Origin of the sequence: Kitasatospora sp. NPDC093550, from assembly GCF_044764985.1 — a bacterium.
Classification (GTDB): domain Bacteria; phylum Actinomycetota; class Actinomycetes; order Streptomycetales; family Streptomycetaceae; genus Kitasatospora.
Genome location: NZ_JBIWJF010000005.1, coordinates 89,918 through 104,094 on the forward strand (window position 1 = coordinate 89,918; position 14,177 = coordinate 104,094).

11 protein-coding genes are annotated in these 14,177 nt (G+C 74.5%); all 11 read left to right on the forward strand.

Features of this window, described 5'->3' with window-relative positions; all coding sequences use genetic code 11:
* Nucleotides 1-520: 520 nt before the first annotated feature.
* The 11 genes from ACIRD3_RS09505 (at nt 521) to ACIRD3_RS09555 (ending at nt 14,168) form a co-directional block, all read left to right on the forward strand.
* Complete coding sequence (locus ACIRD3_RS09505; RefSeq protein ID WP_402213616.1) at nt 521-1,495, forward strand: helix-turn-helix transcriptional regulator; 975 nt, start codon at nt 521-523, stop codon at nt 1,493-1,495.
* 280 nt (nt 1,496-1,775) lie between these two features.
* Nucleotides 1,776-3,332 carry an AMP-binding protein gene (locus tag ACIRD3_RS09510; RefSeq protein WP_402213618.1) on the forward strand — a complete coding sequence of 519 codons (1,557 nt, stop codon included), beginning with the start codon at nt 1,776-1,778 and terminating at the stop codon, nt 3,330-3,332.
* A complete protein-coding gene (locus ACIRD3_RS09515) occupies nt 3,322-3,675 on the forward strand; it encodes an acyl carrier protein (protein WP_402213620.1) in 354 nt (117 codons plus the stop codon). Before ACIRD3_RS09510 ends, ACIRD3_RS09515 begins: the two co-directional genes overlap by 11 nt.
* Nucleotides 3,672-5,144 carry a flavin monoamine oxidase family protein gene (locus ACIRD3_RS09520; protein WP_402213622.1) on the forward strand — a complete coding sequence of 491 codons (1,473 nt, stop codon included), beginning with the start codon at nt 3,672-3,674 and terminating at the stop codon, nt 5,142-5,144. The genes ACIRD3_RS09515 and ACIRD3_RS09520 overlap by 4 nt, the downstream gene beginning before the upstream one ends.
* Nucleotides 5,145-5,234: 90 nt before the next feature.
* Entirely contained in the window at nt 5,235-6,941 is a 1,707-nt protein-coding gene (locus ACIRD3_RS09525) for a class I adenylate-forming enzyme family protein (RefSeq protein ID WP_402213624.1), read from the forward strand.
* Between the two features lie 16 nt (nt 6,942-6,957).
* Nucleotides 6,958-8,400, forward strand: coding sequence for a KamA family radical SAM protein (locus ACIRD3_RS09530; protein WP_402213626.1), 1,443 nt, complete (start codon nt 6,958-6,960; stop codon nt 8,398-8,400).
* Nucleotides 8,397-9,458: a RimK family alpha-L-glutamate ligase gene (locus tag ACIRD3_RS09535; protein ID WP_402213628.1), complete on the forward strand. Its 1,062-nt coding sequence runs from the start codon at nt 8,397-8,399 to the stop codon at nt 9,456-9,458. The genes ACIRD3_RS09530 and ACIRD3_RS09535 overlap by 4 nt, the downstream gene beginning before the upstream one ends.
* The gene (locus tag ACIRD3_RS09540) at nt 9,455-10,681 is read left to right on the forward strand and encodes an AMP-binding protein (RefSeq protein ID WP_402213630.1); all 1,227 of its coding nucleotides are present in this window, start codon (nt 9,455-9,457) and stop codon (nt 10,679-10,681) included. The genes ACIRD3_RS09535 and ACIRD3_RS09540 overlap by 4 nt, the downstream gene beginning before the upstream one ends.
* A complete protein-coding gene (locus tag ACIRD3_RS09545; protein WP_402213632.1) occupies nt 10,678-11,997 on the forward strand; it encodes an MFS transporter in 1,320 nt (439 codons plus the stop codon). Before ACIRD3_RS09540 ends, ACIRD3_RS09545 begins: the two co-directional genes overlap by 4 nt.
* Nucleotides 11,994-12,893: an SDR family NAD(P)-dependent oxidoreductase gene (locus ACIRD3_RS09550; RefSeq protein ID WP_402213634.1), complete on the forward strand. Its 900-nt coding sequence runs from the start codon at nt 11,994-11,996 to the stop codon at nt 12,891-12,893. The genes ACIRD3_RS09545 and ACIRD3_RS09550 overlap by 4 nt, the downstream gene beginning before the upstream one ends.
* A 15-nt stretch (nt 12,894-12,908) precedes the next feature.
* Nucleotides 12,909-14,168, forward strand: a complete 1,260-nt coding sequence (locus tag ACIRD3_RS09555; RefSeq protein WP_402213636.1) for a phenylacetate--CoA ligase family protein — start codon at nt 12,909-12,911, stop codon at nt 14,166-14,168.
* Nucleotides 14,169-14,177: the final 9 nt, after the last annotated feature.

A 14,177-nucleotide genomic window follows, 5' to 3' on the forward strand; every position in this document is an offset into this window, starting at 1 on the left:
AAACTTCGGACCCGGTCGATCCGGCCCGCACTCCGGGCCGTCGCGGGGCGACCGCCTCGGATTCGGCACGCCGGGCCCGAGAAAAGCTATCGGCGGCACGAGCGGTTCGCGGCCGGAAATGTCGCGTACTTCCTGCGATCAGGCTGCAACTTGCTGCACGGCCGGCCACCGGTCCCGGCGACGTGCGCCGGGACGCGGTCGTTCTATGGCCCCATAGGTCGGCCCTATGGGGCCACTGCCGGGTCGAGCCGACCGTACGCGCGCCGAGCCGATCGCCGACGCACCGTCAATCGCGCGGCGCGAGAGGCCGTTTCCGTGCCGGACTCGACGGTTGTCCGCGCTGATCGGATCCCGGACGCCCCACGGATCCTCCCGGCCCGTCCCGGGCACCAAGTCCCGTCGGGCACGGACTTTGGCCCCTGGGGGGATTCCGGTGCCCGTTGGACGATCTCCGTCGGCGGGTGGCCCGATCCGACAGGCTCCGGTCGCCCGCCTCCTCGGACGTCGGCAGGAAGTCAGGATGGACACGGTGGAAGGCAATACGCTCGCGATCCTCGGGGTGGGCGCCTCCGAGGAGGCGGTCTACCGGATGACCCTGCGGTCGCCGGGCATCGCACTCACCGGGATCGCCCTCGGGTGCGGACTCGACCGGGACGACGCCGCAGCCGCGGTCGAGAGGCTCCGGGAGCTCGGAGCGGTGACCACGGACGACCAGCGGACGTACCACGGCGCGGATCCGGCGTCCGTGGTCGACCGGTTGACCCGGACGCGGATCCGCGGGCTTCAGGGCGAGATCCGGCGGGTCGCCTCGTCGCGCCACCTGGTGGACAGCCTGGCCGCCGACCGGCGGACGGGGGCGCAGGCCCCGGTCACCGAACTGCGGTATGTCGAGGGCGTGGATCAAGTCGTCGCCTGCGTGGAGGAGTTGTCCTTCCTCGCCCGCGAGGAGCGGCTGACCGCCCACCCGGGGCCGATCCTCGCCGCAGCCCTCGACGCGGTCAGGAGCTCCGACCTGAAGTGCCTGCGGCGGGGCCTGCGGATGAGGACCATCGTGCACGCCGGGGCACTGCGCGCCCCGGAGGTCGAACGCTTCGCCGCGGAGCTGTCGGACCGGGGAGCCCGGGTGCGGCGAACCGCCGGCCCCTTGGAGCGCGTCGTGATCTTCGACCGGCGCACCGCCCTGGTGGCGACCGACACCACGGACATCACGAGCGGCGCACTGGTCGTCCGGCAGCCAGGACTGCTGTCACACCTGCTGGCCCTCTTCGAATCCCGCTGGTCACGGGCCTGCGACCTCGCGGACGACCTGCCGAGCGAGACCGAAGTCCGCGTCCTGCACACCATGGCGCGGGTCGACAAGGACGAGGCGGGCGCGCGCGAACTCGGCATGTCCCTGCGGACCTACCGGGGGCACGTCGCCGCACTCCTGCGCCGCCTGGGAACACCGAACCGCTTCCGCGCCGCGCTCGCCGCCCGGGAACGGAACTGGCTCTGACGGCCGCCGGACGGCGGCGGCCGCGCCGACGGCGGGCGGAGGCGAGCCGGCCGCCCTCCGCCCCGCCCCGGCGCGGGGGCACCGGAATCCGACGAGTCGTCAGACCGCCGGCCGCGCACCGTCTTCATCCGAACGACCGAACCCCTGAGGGCGGTTCACAGTTCCGTCACGGCTTCGTGGAACAACAGCCTCAACATCCATTGTCGCCACGCATGTTCGAAGGTAGAGTCGCCGTTCGCCGAGCACGGATGAGCACTTCTCAGCGCCATTTGGGGCGGGCATGTCAAATAGTCACGGTTCCCTCCAGGTCGCCCCCGACCTGCTCGACGTGTTCAGCGATATCGCACGTCGAAATCCCCGTCGTCCGGCGATCGTCCACAACGGACTCGCCCTGAGTTACGGCCGGCTCCTGGAGTCGGCGAACGCCCTGGCCACCCGGCTGGGCCCGGATCCCGGCACGGTCGCCGTGCCGGCCCTCCACGCACCGGAAACGGTGGTCGCACTCCTCGGCGTGCTGACCGCCGGGGGCACCTATTGCCCCGTCGATCCGGCATTCCCGACGGCCCGCCGACACGCCATGGCGGCGGCCGCACGGTGCCGTACCGCGGTGTCCGGACGATCCGGCGACATCCTCCGACTCGACACCGCATTAGTGGAGTTACCGGAACCAACGGAATTCACCGGGGACCCCCCGGGAAGGCACCCGGCGAAGCCCGCCGGGACCGGCCCGGAACATCCGGCCTACATTCTCTTCACGTCGGGTTCGACCGGGCAGCCGAAACCCGTCGTGACGCCCCGCCGGGCCGTCGCGGCCACGGCCCACGCGCTGGGCGAGCTGTTCGGCCTCACCCCCGAGGACCGGGTGCTCCAGTTCGCCTCGCCCAACTGGGACACCTGCTTCGAGGAGATCCTCCCGACCCTCACCCGGGCCGCGACCCTCGTCCTGGACCGGGACGCGCACAGCGGCTCCTTCCCCCGGTTCCTGCGGATGGTCGAGCGCGAGCGGATCACCGTGCTGGACCTGCCGACCGCCTTCTGGCACGAACTGGTCCACCACCTGGTCGACTCGGGCGACCGACTGCCCTCCTGCCTGCGCCTGGTGGTGATCGGCGGGGAGGCCGCCGGGCCGGCCCGGCTGGCCGACTGGGCCCGGCTGCCGACCGCGGGCATCCGACTGCTGAACACCTACGGCTGCACCGAGACCACCCAGATCACCCACGCCGTGGACCTCGCCGGCCCGCTGGCACCCGGGCGGGCCTGGAACGGCACCACCCCCGCGCCGATCGGGCGCGCCCTGCCGCACGTCGTCGAACACCTCGACGAGCAGGGCGAGTTGCTGATCGGCGGACCGGGCGTCGCGCTCGGCTACCTCGGCCTGCCCGAGGCCACCGCGGCGCGGTTCACCACCCTGGACGACCAGCGGTTCTTCCGCACCGGCGACCGGATGGGCCGCGATCCGGACGGGCTTCTCACCCACCGGGGGCGCCTGGACGGCGAGTTGAAGGTCCGCGGCATCCGGGTCGACCCGGCCGAGGTCGAGGCGCACCTCACCGCGCACCCCGACGTCACCGCGGCCGCCGTCACCGGCACCACCACGGCCGGCCGCACCACCCTGGTCGCGTACGTGGTGGCGCGCCCGCACGACGCGGGCCGGGCGTTGGACCGCGACCTGCTGCACCACCTGCGGGCCCGGGTGCCCGGCCACCTCGTACCGGGCCGGATCACCCTGGTGCCCCGGCTGGTGCACACCCCGAGCGGAAAGATCGACCGGGCCGGCTGCCACCTGCGCTACGCGGCTCCCCCCGACGGGTCGAAGGAGACCTCCCTTGAGCACTGACCTGAGCAGCACTCCCCTGAGCAGCACTGACCTGAGCAGCACCCCCCTGAGCGGCACTCCCGGGAGCGGCACCGACGGGGGCGACACCGACCGGAGCGGCGGGCCCACCGCCCCCGCCGTCCCCGCCACCCCGGACGCGCTGGTGGCCGTCTTCCGGCGCGTCCTGGAACGCGATGACGTCACCGTCGACTCCGACTTCTTCGATCTCGGCGGGGACTCGCTGGTCGCCACCCGGGTGCTGAGCACCGTCGCCCGCACCCACGGCGTCGAGCTGACCTTCGACGACTTCCTGCTCGCGCCCACCCCCGGCCGGCTCGCGCAACGCATCACGGCCGCCGCATGAGCGAGGAGCACAGACCCGAGGAGCACAGACCCGGGGGCCACCGGCCCGGGCACCCCACCCGCACCGCGGTCGTGGTCGGCGCCGGCCTGGCCGGCCTCACCGCCGCGACCGGACTGGCCGCCCGCGGGATCGAGGTGACCGTCCTGGAGGCCCGGGAACGGGTCGGCGGACGCACCCACGGCATCGAGGCCGCCCCCGGCGCCTGGGTCGACGCCGGCGCCGCCTACCTCGGCGACCGGCACACCGAACTCCTCTCGACGGCCGCCGAGTTGGGCCTCAAGACCACCCCCACCACGATGCTCGGCGCCAGCCGTTTCGCCCTCGACGGCGAAACGGGCGCCGACCCCGAAACCGAAAGCCCCGGCACCGGCACCGACCCAGGGCCCGGCCCCGACCCCAGCACCGGCCCCGGCGCCGCCGACGGCGAGGCCGCCACCCGGGACGGCCGGTTCCCGCCGCTCAACGCCGTCGCCCTCGGCGACCTCTTCGACCGACTGGCCGAACTCACCGCCGGCGTAAGGCCGGAGGCCCCCTGGCTGACCCCGGACGCCGAGCGGCTCGACACCACCACCGCCGCCGAGTGGGCCGAGCGGCACCTCACCCACCCGGACGCCAGGCGCTTCTTCCCGCTCTTCCTGGGCGAGATGTGCGCCGCCGATCCGGCCGACGTCTCCGTCCTGCACCTCGCCTTCTACCTGCGCTCCGGCGGCGGGCTGCGCTACCTCAACGCCTTCGCCGGCGGCGCCCAGCAGGACCGGATCGACGGCGGCGCCCACCAGGTGTGCGAGCGGCTCGCCGAGCGGCTGGGCGGCCGGGTACGGCTGGGTGAGCCGGTCCGGGCCGTCCACCAGGACGATCGCGGGGTGACCGTGCACACCGACCGGGGCAGCCACCGGGCGGACGTCGCGGTCCTGGCGCTGCCCCCGCTGCTCGCCGACGCGATCGAGCACCGGCCCGCCCTGCCCGCGCCCCGGGCCGGCGAGCGCACCGCGCGGGGCTGCGCGGTCAAGGTCCACCTGGTCTACCCGGCGCCGCTCTGGCGCGAGCACGGCCTCTCCGGCTGGTCCGTCAACGCCCGGGGGCCGCTGCTCTCCACCGTGGACGACTCCCCCGAGGGCGGGATCGGCGTCCTGACCGGGTTCGTCACCGGTGCCGAGGCGCACCGCTTCGCCGCGCTCACTCCGCGGCGGCAGCGCGCCGAGGCCTTCGCCCAGGCCGCCCGGCTGTTCCCGATGCTGCCCGAGCCGACCGGCTTCCACGTCACGGACTGGCTCAACGACCCGTTCAGCCGAGGCTGTTACGCCGCGCTCCTGGGCCCCGGCGACTGGCTGCGGCTGGGCCCGACGCTCACCACGCCGCACCGACGGGTGCACTGGGCCGGCACCGAGACCAGTACCGCCTTCTTCGGGCTGATGGAGGGCGCGATCCGCTCCGGTCACCGGGTGGTCGCCGAGGTCCTCGACCGATAACTCCCCTCTCCCCCCGCACTCCCACCCCCCTTCCCCCAGGCGCCGGCTGCACGAGAGCCCGCGCACGGCACCCCACGTCCGGAGACCGCCATGAGCGACCAGAGTTCCCTCACGCCCCTCGCCGCCAGAGAGCGGCTGATGACCGAACCCGACCTCGGGGCGGGCAACTTCCTCGACCACGCGGTCGCGGCCAACCCCCACCGCTCCGTCCCGTTCGTCTTCACCCACCGCACCGACCACCGCGGCGAGGTCGCGCTGCGCGGCCACAGCCTGCTCGACCTGGTCGCCCTGCGCGACCGCTACGCCGCGTGGTACCACGCCAACGGGGTGCGCCCGGGCGAGCCGGTCGCCGTCGTGATCGGCGAAGGCCTGGAGCCGCTGCTGCACTTCCTCGCGCTCAGCGCGCTCGGCGCCGTCCCCGCGCTGGTCAACGACGCGATGCGGCACGACGTGATGGTCCGCTACCTGGACCACGTCGGGGTGGTCGGCGTGGTCGCCGACGACACCACCCGGCTGGCCGCCGCCTACCGCGAGGACCCGCAGCGCCGCCCGCGCTTCCTCGCCCTGGCCGCGGAGGTACGGGCCTTCGACGCCGCCGCCGCGCGGCTGCCCGCCGCCTACCCGTACCGGCACGCCGCCGAGGACGTGGTGGCGCTGATCCACTCCTCCGGCACCACCGGCACCCCCAAGTCCACCATGCTGGCGCACCGCCGGTTCTGGGACGGCAAGCAGCCCCGGATGGTGCGCTTCCCCGCCGAGCCGTACGACCGCCTGATGTCGCTGATGCCGCACACCCACGCCGGCGGCCTCAGCTACTTCCTCACCGCCGTGCTGCTCGGCCTGCCGACCGTGGTGATGTCCGACTGGCGGCGCGCCGTGGTGGAGCCGGTGATGGAGGCCTTCCAGCCGACCATGGTCGCCTCCTTCCCTCGCACCTTCGTCGAGTTGGCCACCGGCGAGCTACCGGTGCGCGGCGCGGCCCGGGTGCACTCCTGGTTCAACACCGGTGACAGCGCCCACCACGGGCACATCCGCCGGCTGGTCACCCTCGGGGAGCGGCCCGCCGGGCTGATCCGCCCCTGGCTGCTGCCCCAGCAGAAGGCCGGGCAACCCGCCCTGCCCGGTTCGCAGTTCATCGACGGGCTGGGCTCCTCGGAGATGGGCATGGCACTGTTCGGCCAGGTCACCACGCCGGAGAGCGCCCGGGACGACCGCTGCGTGGGCAAGCCGCTGGAGGTGGTCCGCAAGGCCGCCGTGCTGGACCACGACGGCACCGAACTCCCGGACGGAACCGTCGGGTTGCTCGCCGTCGACGCGCCCTCCCTGACGCCCGGCTACTGGAACGACGAACGGCTGACCGCGAGCTTCGAGCTGGCCGGCTACTGGCTCACCGGCGACGTCGCCCGCCGGGACGCCGACGGCCGCTTCCACCACCTCGACCGCACGGTGGACGTCATCGACACCGTCGACGGCCCGGTCTACAGCCTGCCGATCGAGGAGGTGCTGCTGGCCGACTGCGCGGAGCTGGTCCGCGACTGCTCGGTGGTCGGCGTCCCCGCCGGCTCCGGCCGGGGCCAACAGCCGATCGCCGTGGTGCAGTTGCAGGCGGAGGCGGCCGAGGCGGGGGCCGACGAGGTGCAAGCCGCCGCCAACAAGGCGCTGGCCGGGGCCGGCCTGGCCGCCCTCGCCGCCGTCCGGATCGCCCGGACCCCGGAGGACTTCCCGCTCGGCCCGACCGGCAAGGTGCTCAAGCGCGAGCTGCGCACCCGCTACGCCACCCTCCTCACCGGCCGGTAGGGCGCGGTCGAGCACGATGGACCACCCCGTGATCCGCCAGCCGTACCAGTACGCGCGGACGGCGCTGGTCGAACCCGACTGGCGCCGGCTGCCCGGCTGGCGGCAGGTCACCGCGGCGCAGTGGCGCGACGCCCAGTGGCAGCGCGCCCACTCCGTCAAGACCGCCCGCCAGCTGCGGGCGGTCGCCGGTGACCTGCTCACCGACCGCTTCTACGAGGAACTCGCCGCCGACCAGGCCGAGTTCGCCACCATGCCGATGCTGCTGCCGCCGCAGGTGCTGAACACCATGGCACCCGGCGCGCCGGGCCGCCCGGAGGCCTTCACCGAGGCGTTCCTGGCCGACCCGGTGCGCCGCTACATGCTGCCGGTGCGCGCCGACCGCCACCCCCGCTGGCCCAGCCACCCGCTGGCCGAACGGGACTCGCTGCACGAGGCGGACATGTGGGCGGTCGAGGGCCTCACCCACCGCTACCCCACCAAGGTGCTGGCCGAGCTCACCGCCACCTGCCCGCAGTACTGCGGCCAGTGCACCCGGATGGACCTGGTCGGCACCTCCACCCCGCAGGTGGCCAAGACCCGGCTGCTGCTGCGCCCGGCCGACCGGCAGGAGCAGATGCTGGACTACCTCAAGCGCACCCCCTCGGTGCGCGACGTCGTGGTCTCCGGCGGCGACCTCGCCAACGTGCCCTGGCCGCGCCTGGAGTCCTTCCTGCTGCGGCTGTTGGACCTCGGCACGGTGCGCGACATCCGGCTCGCCAGCAAGGCCGTGGTCGGCCTGCCGCAGCACTGGCTGCAACCGGAGGTCCTGGCGGGCGTGGCGAAGGTCGCCGGGACCGCCGCCCGCCGCGCCGTCAACCTGGCGGTGCACACCCACGCCAACCACGTCCGCTCGGTCACCCCGCTGGTCGCCGAGGCGGCCCGGGCCCTGCTGGACGCGGGCGTCCGGGACGTGCGCAACCAGGGCGTGCTGATGCGCGGCGTCAACGACACCCCGGAGGCGCTGCTGGACCTCTGCTTCGCCCTCCAGGGCGAGGCGAACATCCTGCCGTACTACTTCTACCTCTGCGACCTCGTCCCGGGCGCGGAGCACTGGCGCACCCCGCTGCACCGGGCGCAGCACCTGCAGGAGGCGATCATGGGCTACCTGCCCGGGTACGCCACCCCGCGCCTGGTCTGCGACGTCCCGCACGTCGGCAAGCGCTGGGTGCACCAGGCGGTGGAGTACGACCGCGAGCGCGGTGTCTCGTACTGGACCAAGAACTACCGCACCAGCCTGGAGACCGACGGCGGCCCGCAGGGCGCCCTCGACCGCCGCCACCCCTTCTACGACCCGGTGGACACCCTTCCGGAGGCCGGCCGCCGCTGGTGGGCCGAGTCCGCGGCCGCGCCCCGGACCACGGCAGCACCCGCGGCACCGGCAGCCGTACGAGCACCCCGAACCGCACGAGGAGCCCGATGAGCACCCCCGCCCCGCCCGGCGAACTGCGCCGGATGTGCTGGATCTTCCCCGACCGGGAGTCCTCCCGGATGGCCGAGATGTGGCACGGCTTCTTCTGGGACCTCTACGCCGAGAGCGCCGCCGACCTCGGCCTGCGCTGGAGCCGGCACGCCCCGGACGCGGTGACCGTGGACGCCACCGGCCCCGGCCGCCCGCGGGTGTACGTGGACGACGAGCCCGTCACCCCCGAGGACACCCTGTTCATCACCGCGCTCTACTCGCTGCCGTACCAGTCGATGGACGTCTTCAACCAGTACGCGCTCTACGCGGTACTCGAACAGGCGGGCTTCTACCTGCCGTTCCCACCCCAGGTGTCGCTGATCGGCAACGACAAGCTGGCCACCCTGCTGTTCCTGGCGGGCTCCCCGGTGCCGACCGTCCCGACCGTCCGGATCGGGACGGGCCGCGACATCAGCAAGCACGTCTACGAGGTCGCGCTCGGCGGCATGACCTACCCGGCGATCGTCAAGCCCGCCGGCTGGTGCGGCGGCGGCGGGATCAACCTGGCCCGCGGCCCCGAGGACGTCCGGGGGCTGGCCAGCCTCGCCCAGGGCGGCGACACCACGCTGGTGATCCAGCCGTACCTGGGAGACGGCACCATCGACTACCGGGTGTACGTGGTAGACGGCCGGCCGTACGCGGTGATGAAGCGCACCCCCGAAGCCGGCTCCCCGGTCGCCAACGCCAGCCGCGGCGGCGCCATGGAGTTCCCCCCGGTGCCGCCCGAACTCGCCGCCGCCACCGCCTGGTTCGCCGAGCGGCTGCCGATCCCGTTCTTCTGCGTCGACTTCCTGTACGACGGCGAGCGGTACTGGTTCTCCGAACTGGAGCCGGACGGCGTGATCGCCCCGGACTTCACCGACCCGCACCGCACCCTCCAACGGGACGTCACCCGCGCCCGCTTCGCCGCCTACCGGGACGGCCACGCCAGGTGGCTCGCCGACGGCGCCCGCCCGCTCACCCTCGACCTCGCCGCCGCGCCCTCCCGCGCCCCCCACCACCGGACGGACGACCGATGACCGCCTTCTCCCTCTCCCCCGAGGCCGCCGCGCCCCGGCTGCACGTGGCCGGACGCACCCTGGAGCGGCTGCGGAGCGTCCCCGGGCTGGCCGCCCGCTACCCCGGGCACCTCGACGCGACCAGCCTGGACCGGCTCGCCGAACTCCCGCCACTGGCCAAGGACGACCTCAACACCGCCCTCGCCCACCTGGAGCCGACCGCCGGGCAGTCGGCCACCTGGCTGTTCCAGAGCGGCGGCAGCACCGGCGCCCCCAAGGTCGGCTACGCCCCCACCGGCTTCTACATGGCCGGTGTGCACGCCCACTGGCAGCCGCTCGACCGCACCGACGTCTTCGTCAACGCCTGGGGCGCCGGGCGGATGTGGGGCGCGCACTTCCTCGCCGCCGCGCTCGCCGACCTCTCCGGCTGCCGGATCATCGCGCTCGGCTCGGTGGCCAGGGAGGAGTACGGCGACTGGCTGGCCTTCCTCGGCGCCCGCGGGGTGACGGCCATCGGCGGCACCCCCAGCGTGCTGCGGCTCTGGTTCGCGCACGCCCGGGCCGCCGGGGTGCGACTGCCCACGCTGCGCAAGGTGTTGTGGCTCGGCGAGGCCTGGCAGCCGCAGCTCGACGAGGACCTCGCCGTCGTCGCCCCGCGGGCGCGGCGCTGGGGGATGTTCGGCAGCACCGAGACCTGGGTGGTCGGCACCAACACCCCGGACTGCCCGGCCGAGGTCTTCCACCCGCTGCCGCACCAGCTGGTGCACACCGACCCCGACGGCCTGCTGGACTTCACCACCCTGGACCCGGAGATGCTCAACCCGGTGCTGCGCTACCGCACCGGCGACGCGGGCGAGTTGACCGCCTGCCCGTGCGGCCGCCCGGAGCCGGCGATGCGCGTCCTGGGCCGGCGCGACAGCGTCGTCCAGGTGCGCGGCCTCGGGCTGGACGTGGACGAGCTGATCGCCCGGGCGGAGCGCGAACCGGGGGTGGCCCGGGCGCAGGTGGTGCTCACCGAACAGGGCGGCCGGGCGAGCGCCCTGGAGGTCCTGCTGCTCCCCGCCGGACCGGACGCGACCCCGGACGCCGAGCGGGTGCGCACGGAGCTGCTGACGGCCACCATCACCCTCGGCACCGCCTTCCAGCACGACCCGGAGTCCTTCCGGGTGCGCCCGGTGGAGGAGCTGGTCGGCAACGGCCGCACCGGCAAGACGGCGGCGCTGGTCGTCCGGGAGGAGTCATGACGGCGGCCGCCGAGCCGTCGGGGACCGGGGGCACCCCGCTCGGCCGGAGCTTCTCCCTCTTCTGGGCCGGACAGACCGTCAGCCTGGCCGGCGACAAGGTCACCGTCTTCGTCGTCCCGACCCTGATGATCTTCGTGCTGCACGCCTCCGCGCTCCAGGTCGGCGTGGTGGCGATGGCCCAGTACCTCGGCATCCCGCTGCTCGGGCCGATCGCCGGGGTGCTGGTCGACCGGTGGGACAAGCGCCGCACGATGCTCGTCTGCGACCTGATCCGGCTGGTCGCGGTCGCGGCGGTCCCGCTCGCGTACGCGCTGGACGCCCTCTCCACCCCGCTGCTGTTCGGCTGCGTGGCCGTCGTCAGCGGAGCGACGATCTTCTTCAACGTCGGCTACCTGGTCGCCGTCCCCGCCGTGGTGCCCGAGGACGGCATGGTCCGCGCCTACGCCCGGCTGGAGGGCAGCGGCTCGGTCTCCGAGGTCGCCGGCCCCTCCGTCGCCGCCGCCCTCTACAGCGCGCTGGGCGTGGCCGCGCTGCTGGTCGACGCGGCCAGCTACCTGGTCTCGGCGGCCTGCTTCCGCGCCATGCGCCCCTGGGGCGAGCGGACGGTCGAGGAGGGCTCGATCCGGGAGCGGCTGGCCCGGGGCTTCCGGCTCAACTGGGCCGACCCGGTGCTGCGCCGGGTGGTGCTGGCGGCCGTCACGCTCAACTGCGGCGGGCCGGTCTTCGTCACCGTGCTGCCCGTCCTCGCCTACCGCGGCCTGGACGTGCGGGTCGGCGTCTTCGGCGCGGCCATGTCCGTCGCGGCGCTCGGCGCGCTGGCCGGGGCCGTCGTCGCGCCCCGGCTCAGCGGACGGTTCGGCCTCGGCCGGACGATGGCCTGGTCGCTGCTGCTGCACTGCCTGGTCGGCCTCGGCGTGCTCGCCGCGCCCGCCCTGCCCTCCGGGCCGGTGATCGCGGTGACCATGGGCTGCTACGGCTTCTTCATGTCCTGCATCAACGTGTGCAGCGCGCCCACCCGCCAGTCCCGGATGTCCGCGCGCGACCAGGGCGTGATGCACGCCGCCTTCCGGACCGTCACCTGGGGCGTGATCCCGCTCGCCGCCCTGGTCGGCGGGCTGGCCGTCGCGCTGCTCGGCGGGCCCCTCGGGATCCTGGACGCCGCCCGGGTGGTGATGGCCGGCGGCACCCTGCTGGCCGCCTGCTCCTTCCTCCCCGCGCTCGGCCTCCAACCGCTGCTGGACGCCGCCGCGCGCGACCGGGCCGCGGCCGAACGCACGGATGCCGCCCCCGCCCCGGTCGCGGAGGGCACCGCATGACCGACGATCCGCTTCCGGACCCGACCGGCCGCGTCCTGCTGATCACCGGCACCTCCTCCGGCATCGGCCTGGCCACCGCCGTCGCCGCGGCCCGGGCCGGCTACACCACCGTCGCCACGATGCGCGAGCCCGCCCGCGCCGGAGCCCTGCGCGCCGCCGCCGGGGCCGCCGGCGTCGCCGTGGACGTCCGCCGGCTGGACGTCACCGACCACGGCTCGGTCACCGCCTGCCTGGAGGCCGTGCAGCGGACGTACGGGCGGCTGGACGCCCTCGTCAACAACGCGGGCGTCTCCAACTGCGACCCGACCCTGGAGATGTCCACCGACGCGGCGCTGCGCGCCAACCTGGAGGTCAACTTCTTCGGCGTCGCCGCCGTCAGCCGGGCCGCGCTGCCGCTGCTGCGCGCCGCGGGCGGCCGGCTGGTCACCGTCGGCAGTGTGCACGGGGTGGTCGGCCAGCCGTTCAACGAGGCGTACTGCGCGGCCAAGTTCGCCGTCGAGGGGTTCATGGAGGCGCTCGCCCCGGTCGCCGCGGCGCACGGCGTCCGGGTCTCGGTGGTGGTGCCGGGCTTCGTCCCGGACACCGCGTTCGGCGTCTTCCCCGACATCGACCGCACCACCATCCAGGCCGCCTCCGGCCCGTACGCGCCGACCTTCGCCGGCTACCTCGACTGGGTCGGCGGCCAGGGCTGGGAGTCGGCCGGGCAGCCGGCCGGGGAGGTCGCCGAGGTCGTGGTCCGGACCCTGCGCGCGCCGCGGCCGCCGTTCCGGGTGCCCACCAACGCCTGGGCCGCCGACCACCTGGCCGCCAAACTCGCCGACCCCGACGGCTCCGCCGTCCAGAACCTCGCCCGGACCTGGCTCGGACAGCCGGCCACCGGTCATCCCCTCTCCTGACCCCACGGAGCCCCCATGCCCGCGAAGCCCCTCGCCGAGCTGATCCGGTTCGCCCGCGCCAACTCGCCGTTCTACGCCGAGCTCTACCGCGACCTGCCCCCGGCCGTCGACCGGCTCGACCTGCTCCCGGTGATCGACCAGGCCGCGTTCTGGGCCGCCAACACCTGGCCGGACAACCGGGTGCTGACCGGCCCGCTCACCGACGCCGGCGTCTACAAGACCGGCGGCACCACCGGCGTCCCCAAGTTCTCGCCGTGGACCCGCACCGAGCACGCCGACTCGGTGACCGCCTTCGGCGCCGGACTCGTCCGGGCCGGCCTGCGGCCCGGGCACCGGGTGGCCAACCTCTTCACCGCCGGCGAACTCTACGGCGGCTTCCTCTACATCGAGAACGCCCTGCACCACGCGCCGGTGGACAACGTCCGGCTCGGCGTCGGCGGCGCCGCCCCCGACCCGTACGTCGCCGATCTGATCGCGGGCTTCGGCGTGCACGTCCTGGCCGGTGAGCCGATGAAGCTCAGCGCCGTCGCCGAGTGCCTGGTCGCGCGCGGGGAGAGCGCCGAGGGCGTCGAACTGCTGCTGTTCGGCGGGGACCTGCTCTTCGCCGACCTGCGCCCGCTGCTCTCCCGGGCCTTCCCGAAGGCGGCCGTCGCCTCGGTCGGCTACGCCTCCAACGACGCCGGACTGGTGGGCGCACCCGTCCCCGGGGACGACGTCCGGGTCCACGAGGCCTTCGCCGGCCGCACGGTGGTGGAACTGCTCGACGAGGTCACCGGCGAGGCGATCACCGCCCCGGGCACGCCCGGCCGGGTCGTGGTCACCAACCTGTTCCGAACCCTGATGCCGATCCTGCGCTACCCGACCGGCGACCGCGCCGAGTGGGTGGACGGCGACCACCGCCGCTTCCGCCTGCTCGGCCGCGCCGGCGAGGGCGCCCGGGTCGGCACCGTCGCCCTGCCCACCGAGGACGTCCGTCGCGTCCTCATGGCCGCCGACCCGGACCGGCACATCGCCGGGATGCAGCTCGTCCAGCGCCGCCTGGACGGCCGGGACGGCCTGATCCTGCGGCTCGGCCACATCGGGCAGCCGCCGCCCGCCGACCTCGCCGACCGGCTGGTCGAGGCCGTGTACCGGGCCGTCCCGCTCTACCCCGCGGAGGTCGCGCTGGGCAGCGTCCGCCACCTCACCGTGGAGTGGGTGCCGCGCTCGGAACTGGTCACCAACCCGCGCACCGGCAAGCTCCAGCAGGTCCTGGACGAGCGCCCGAAGGACTGACCGGGGCGG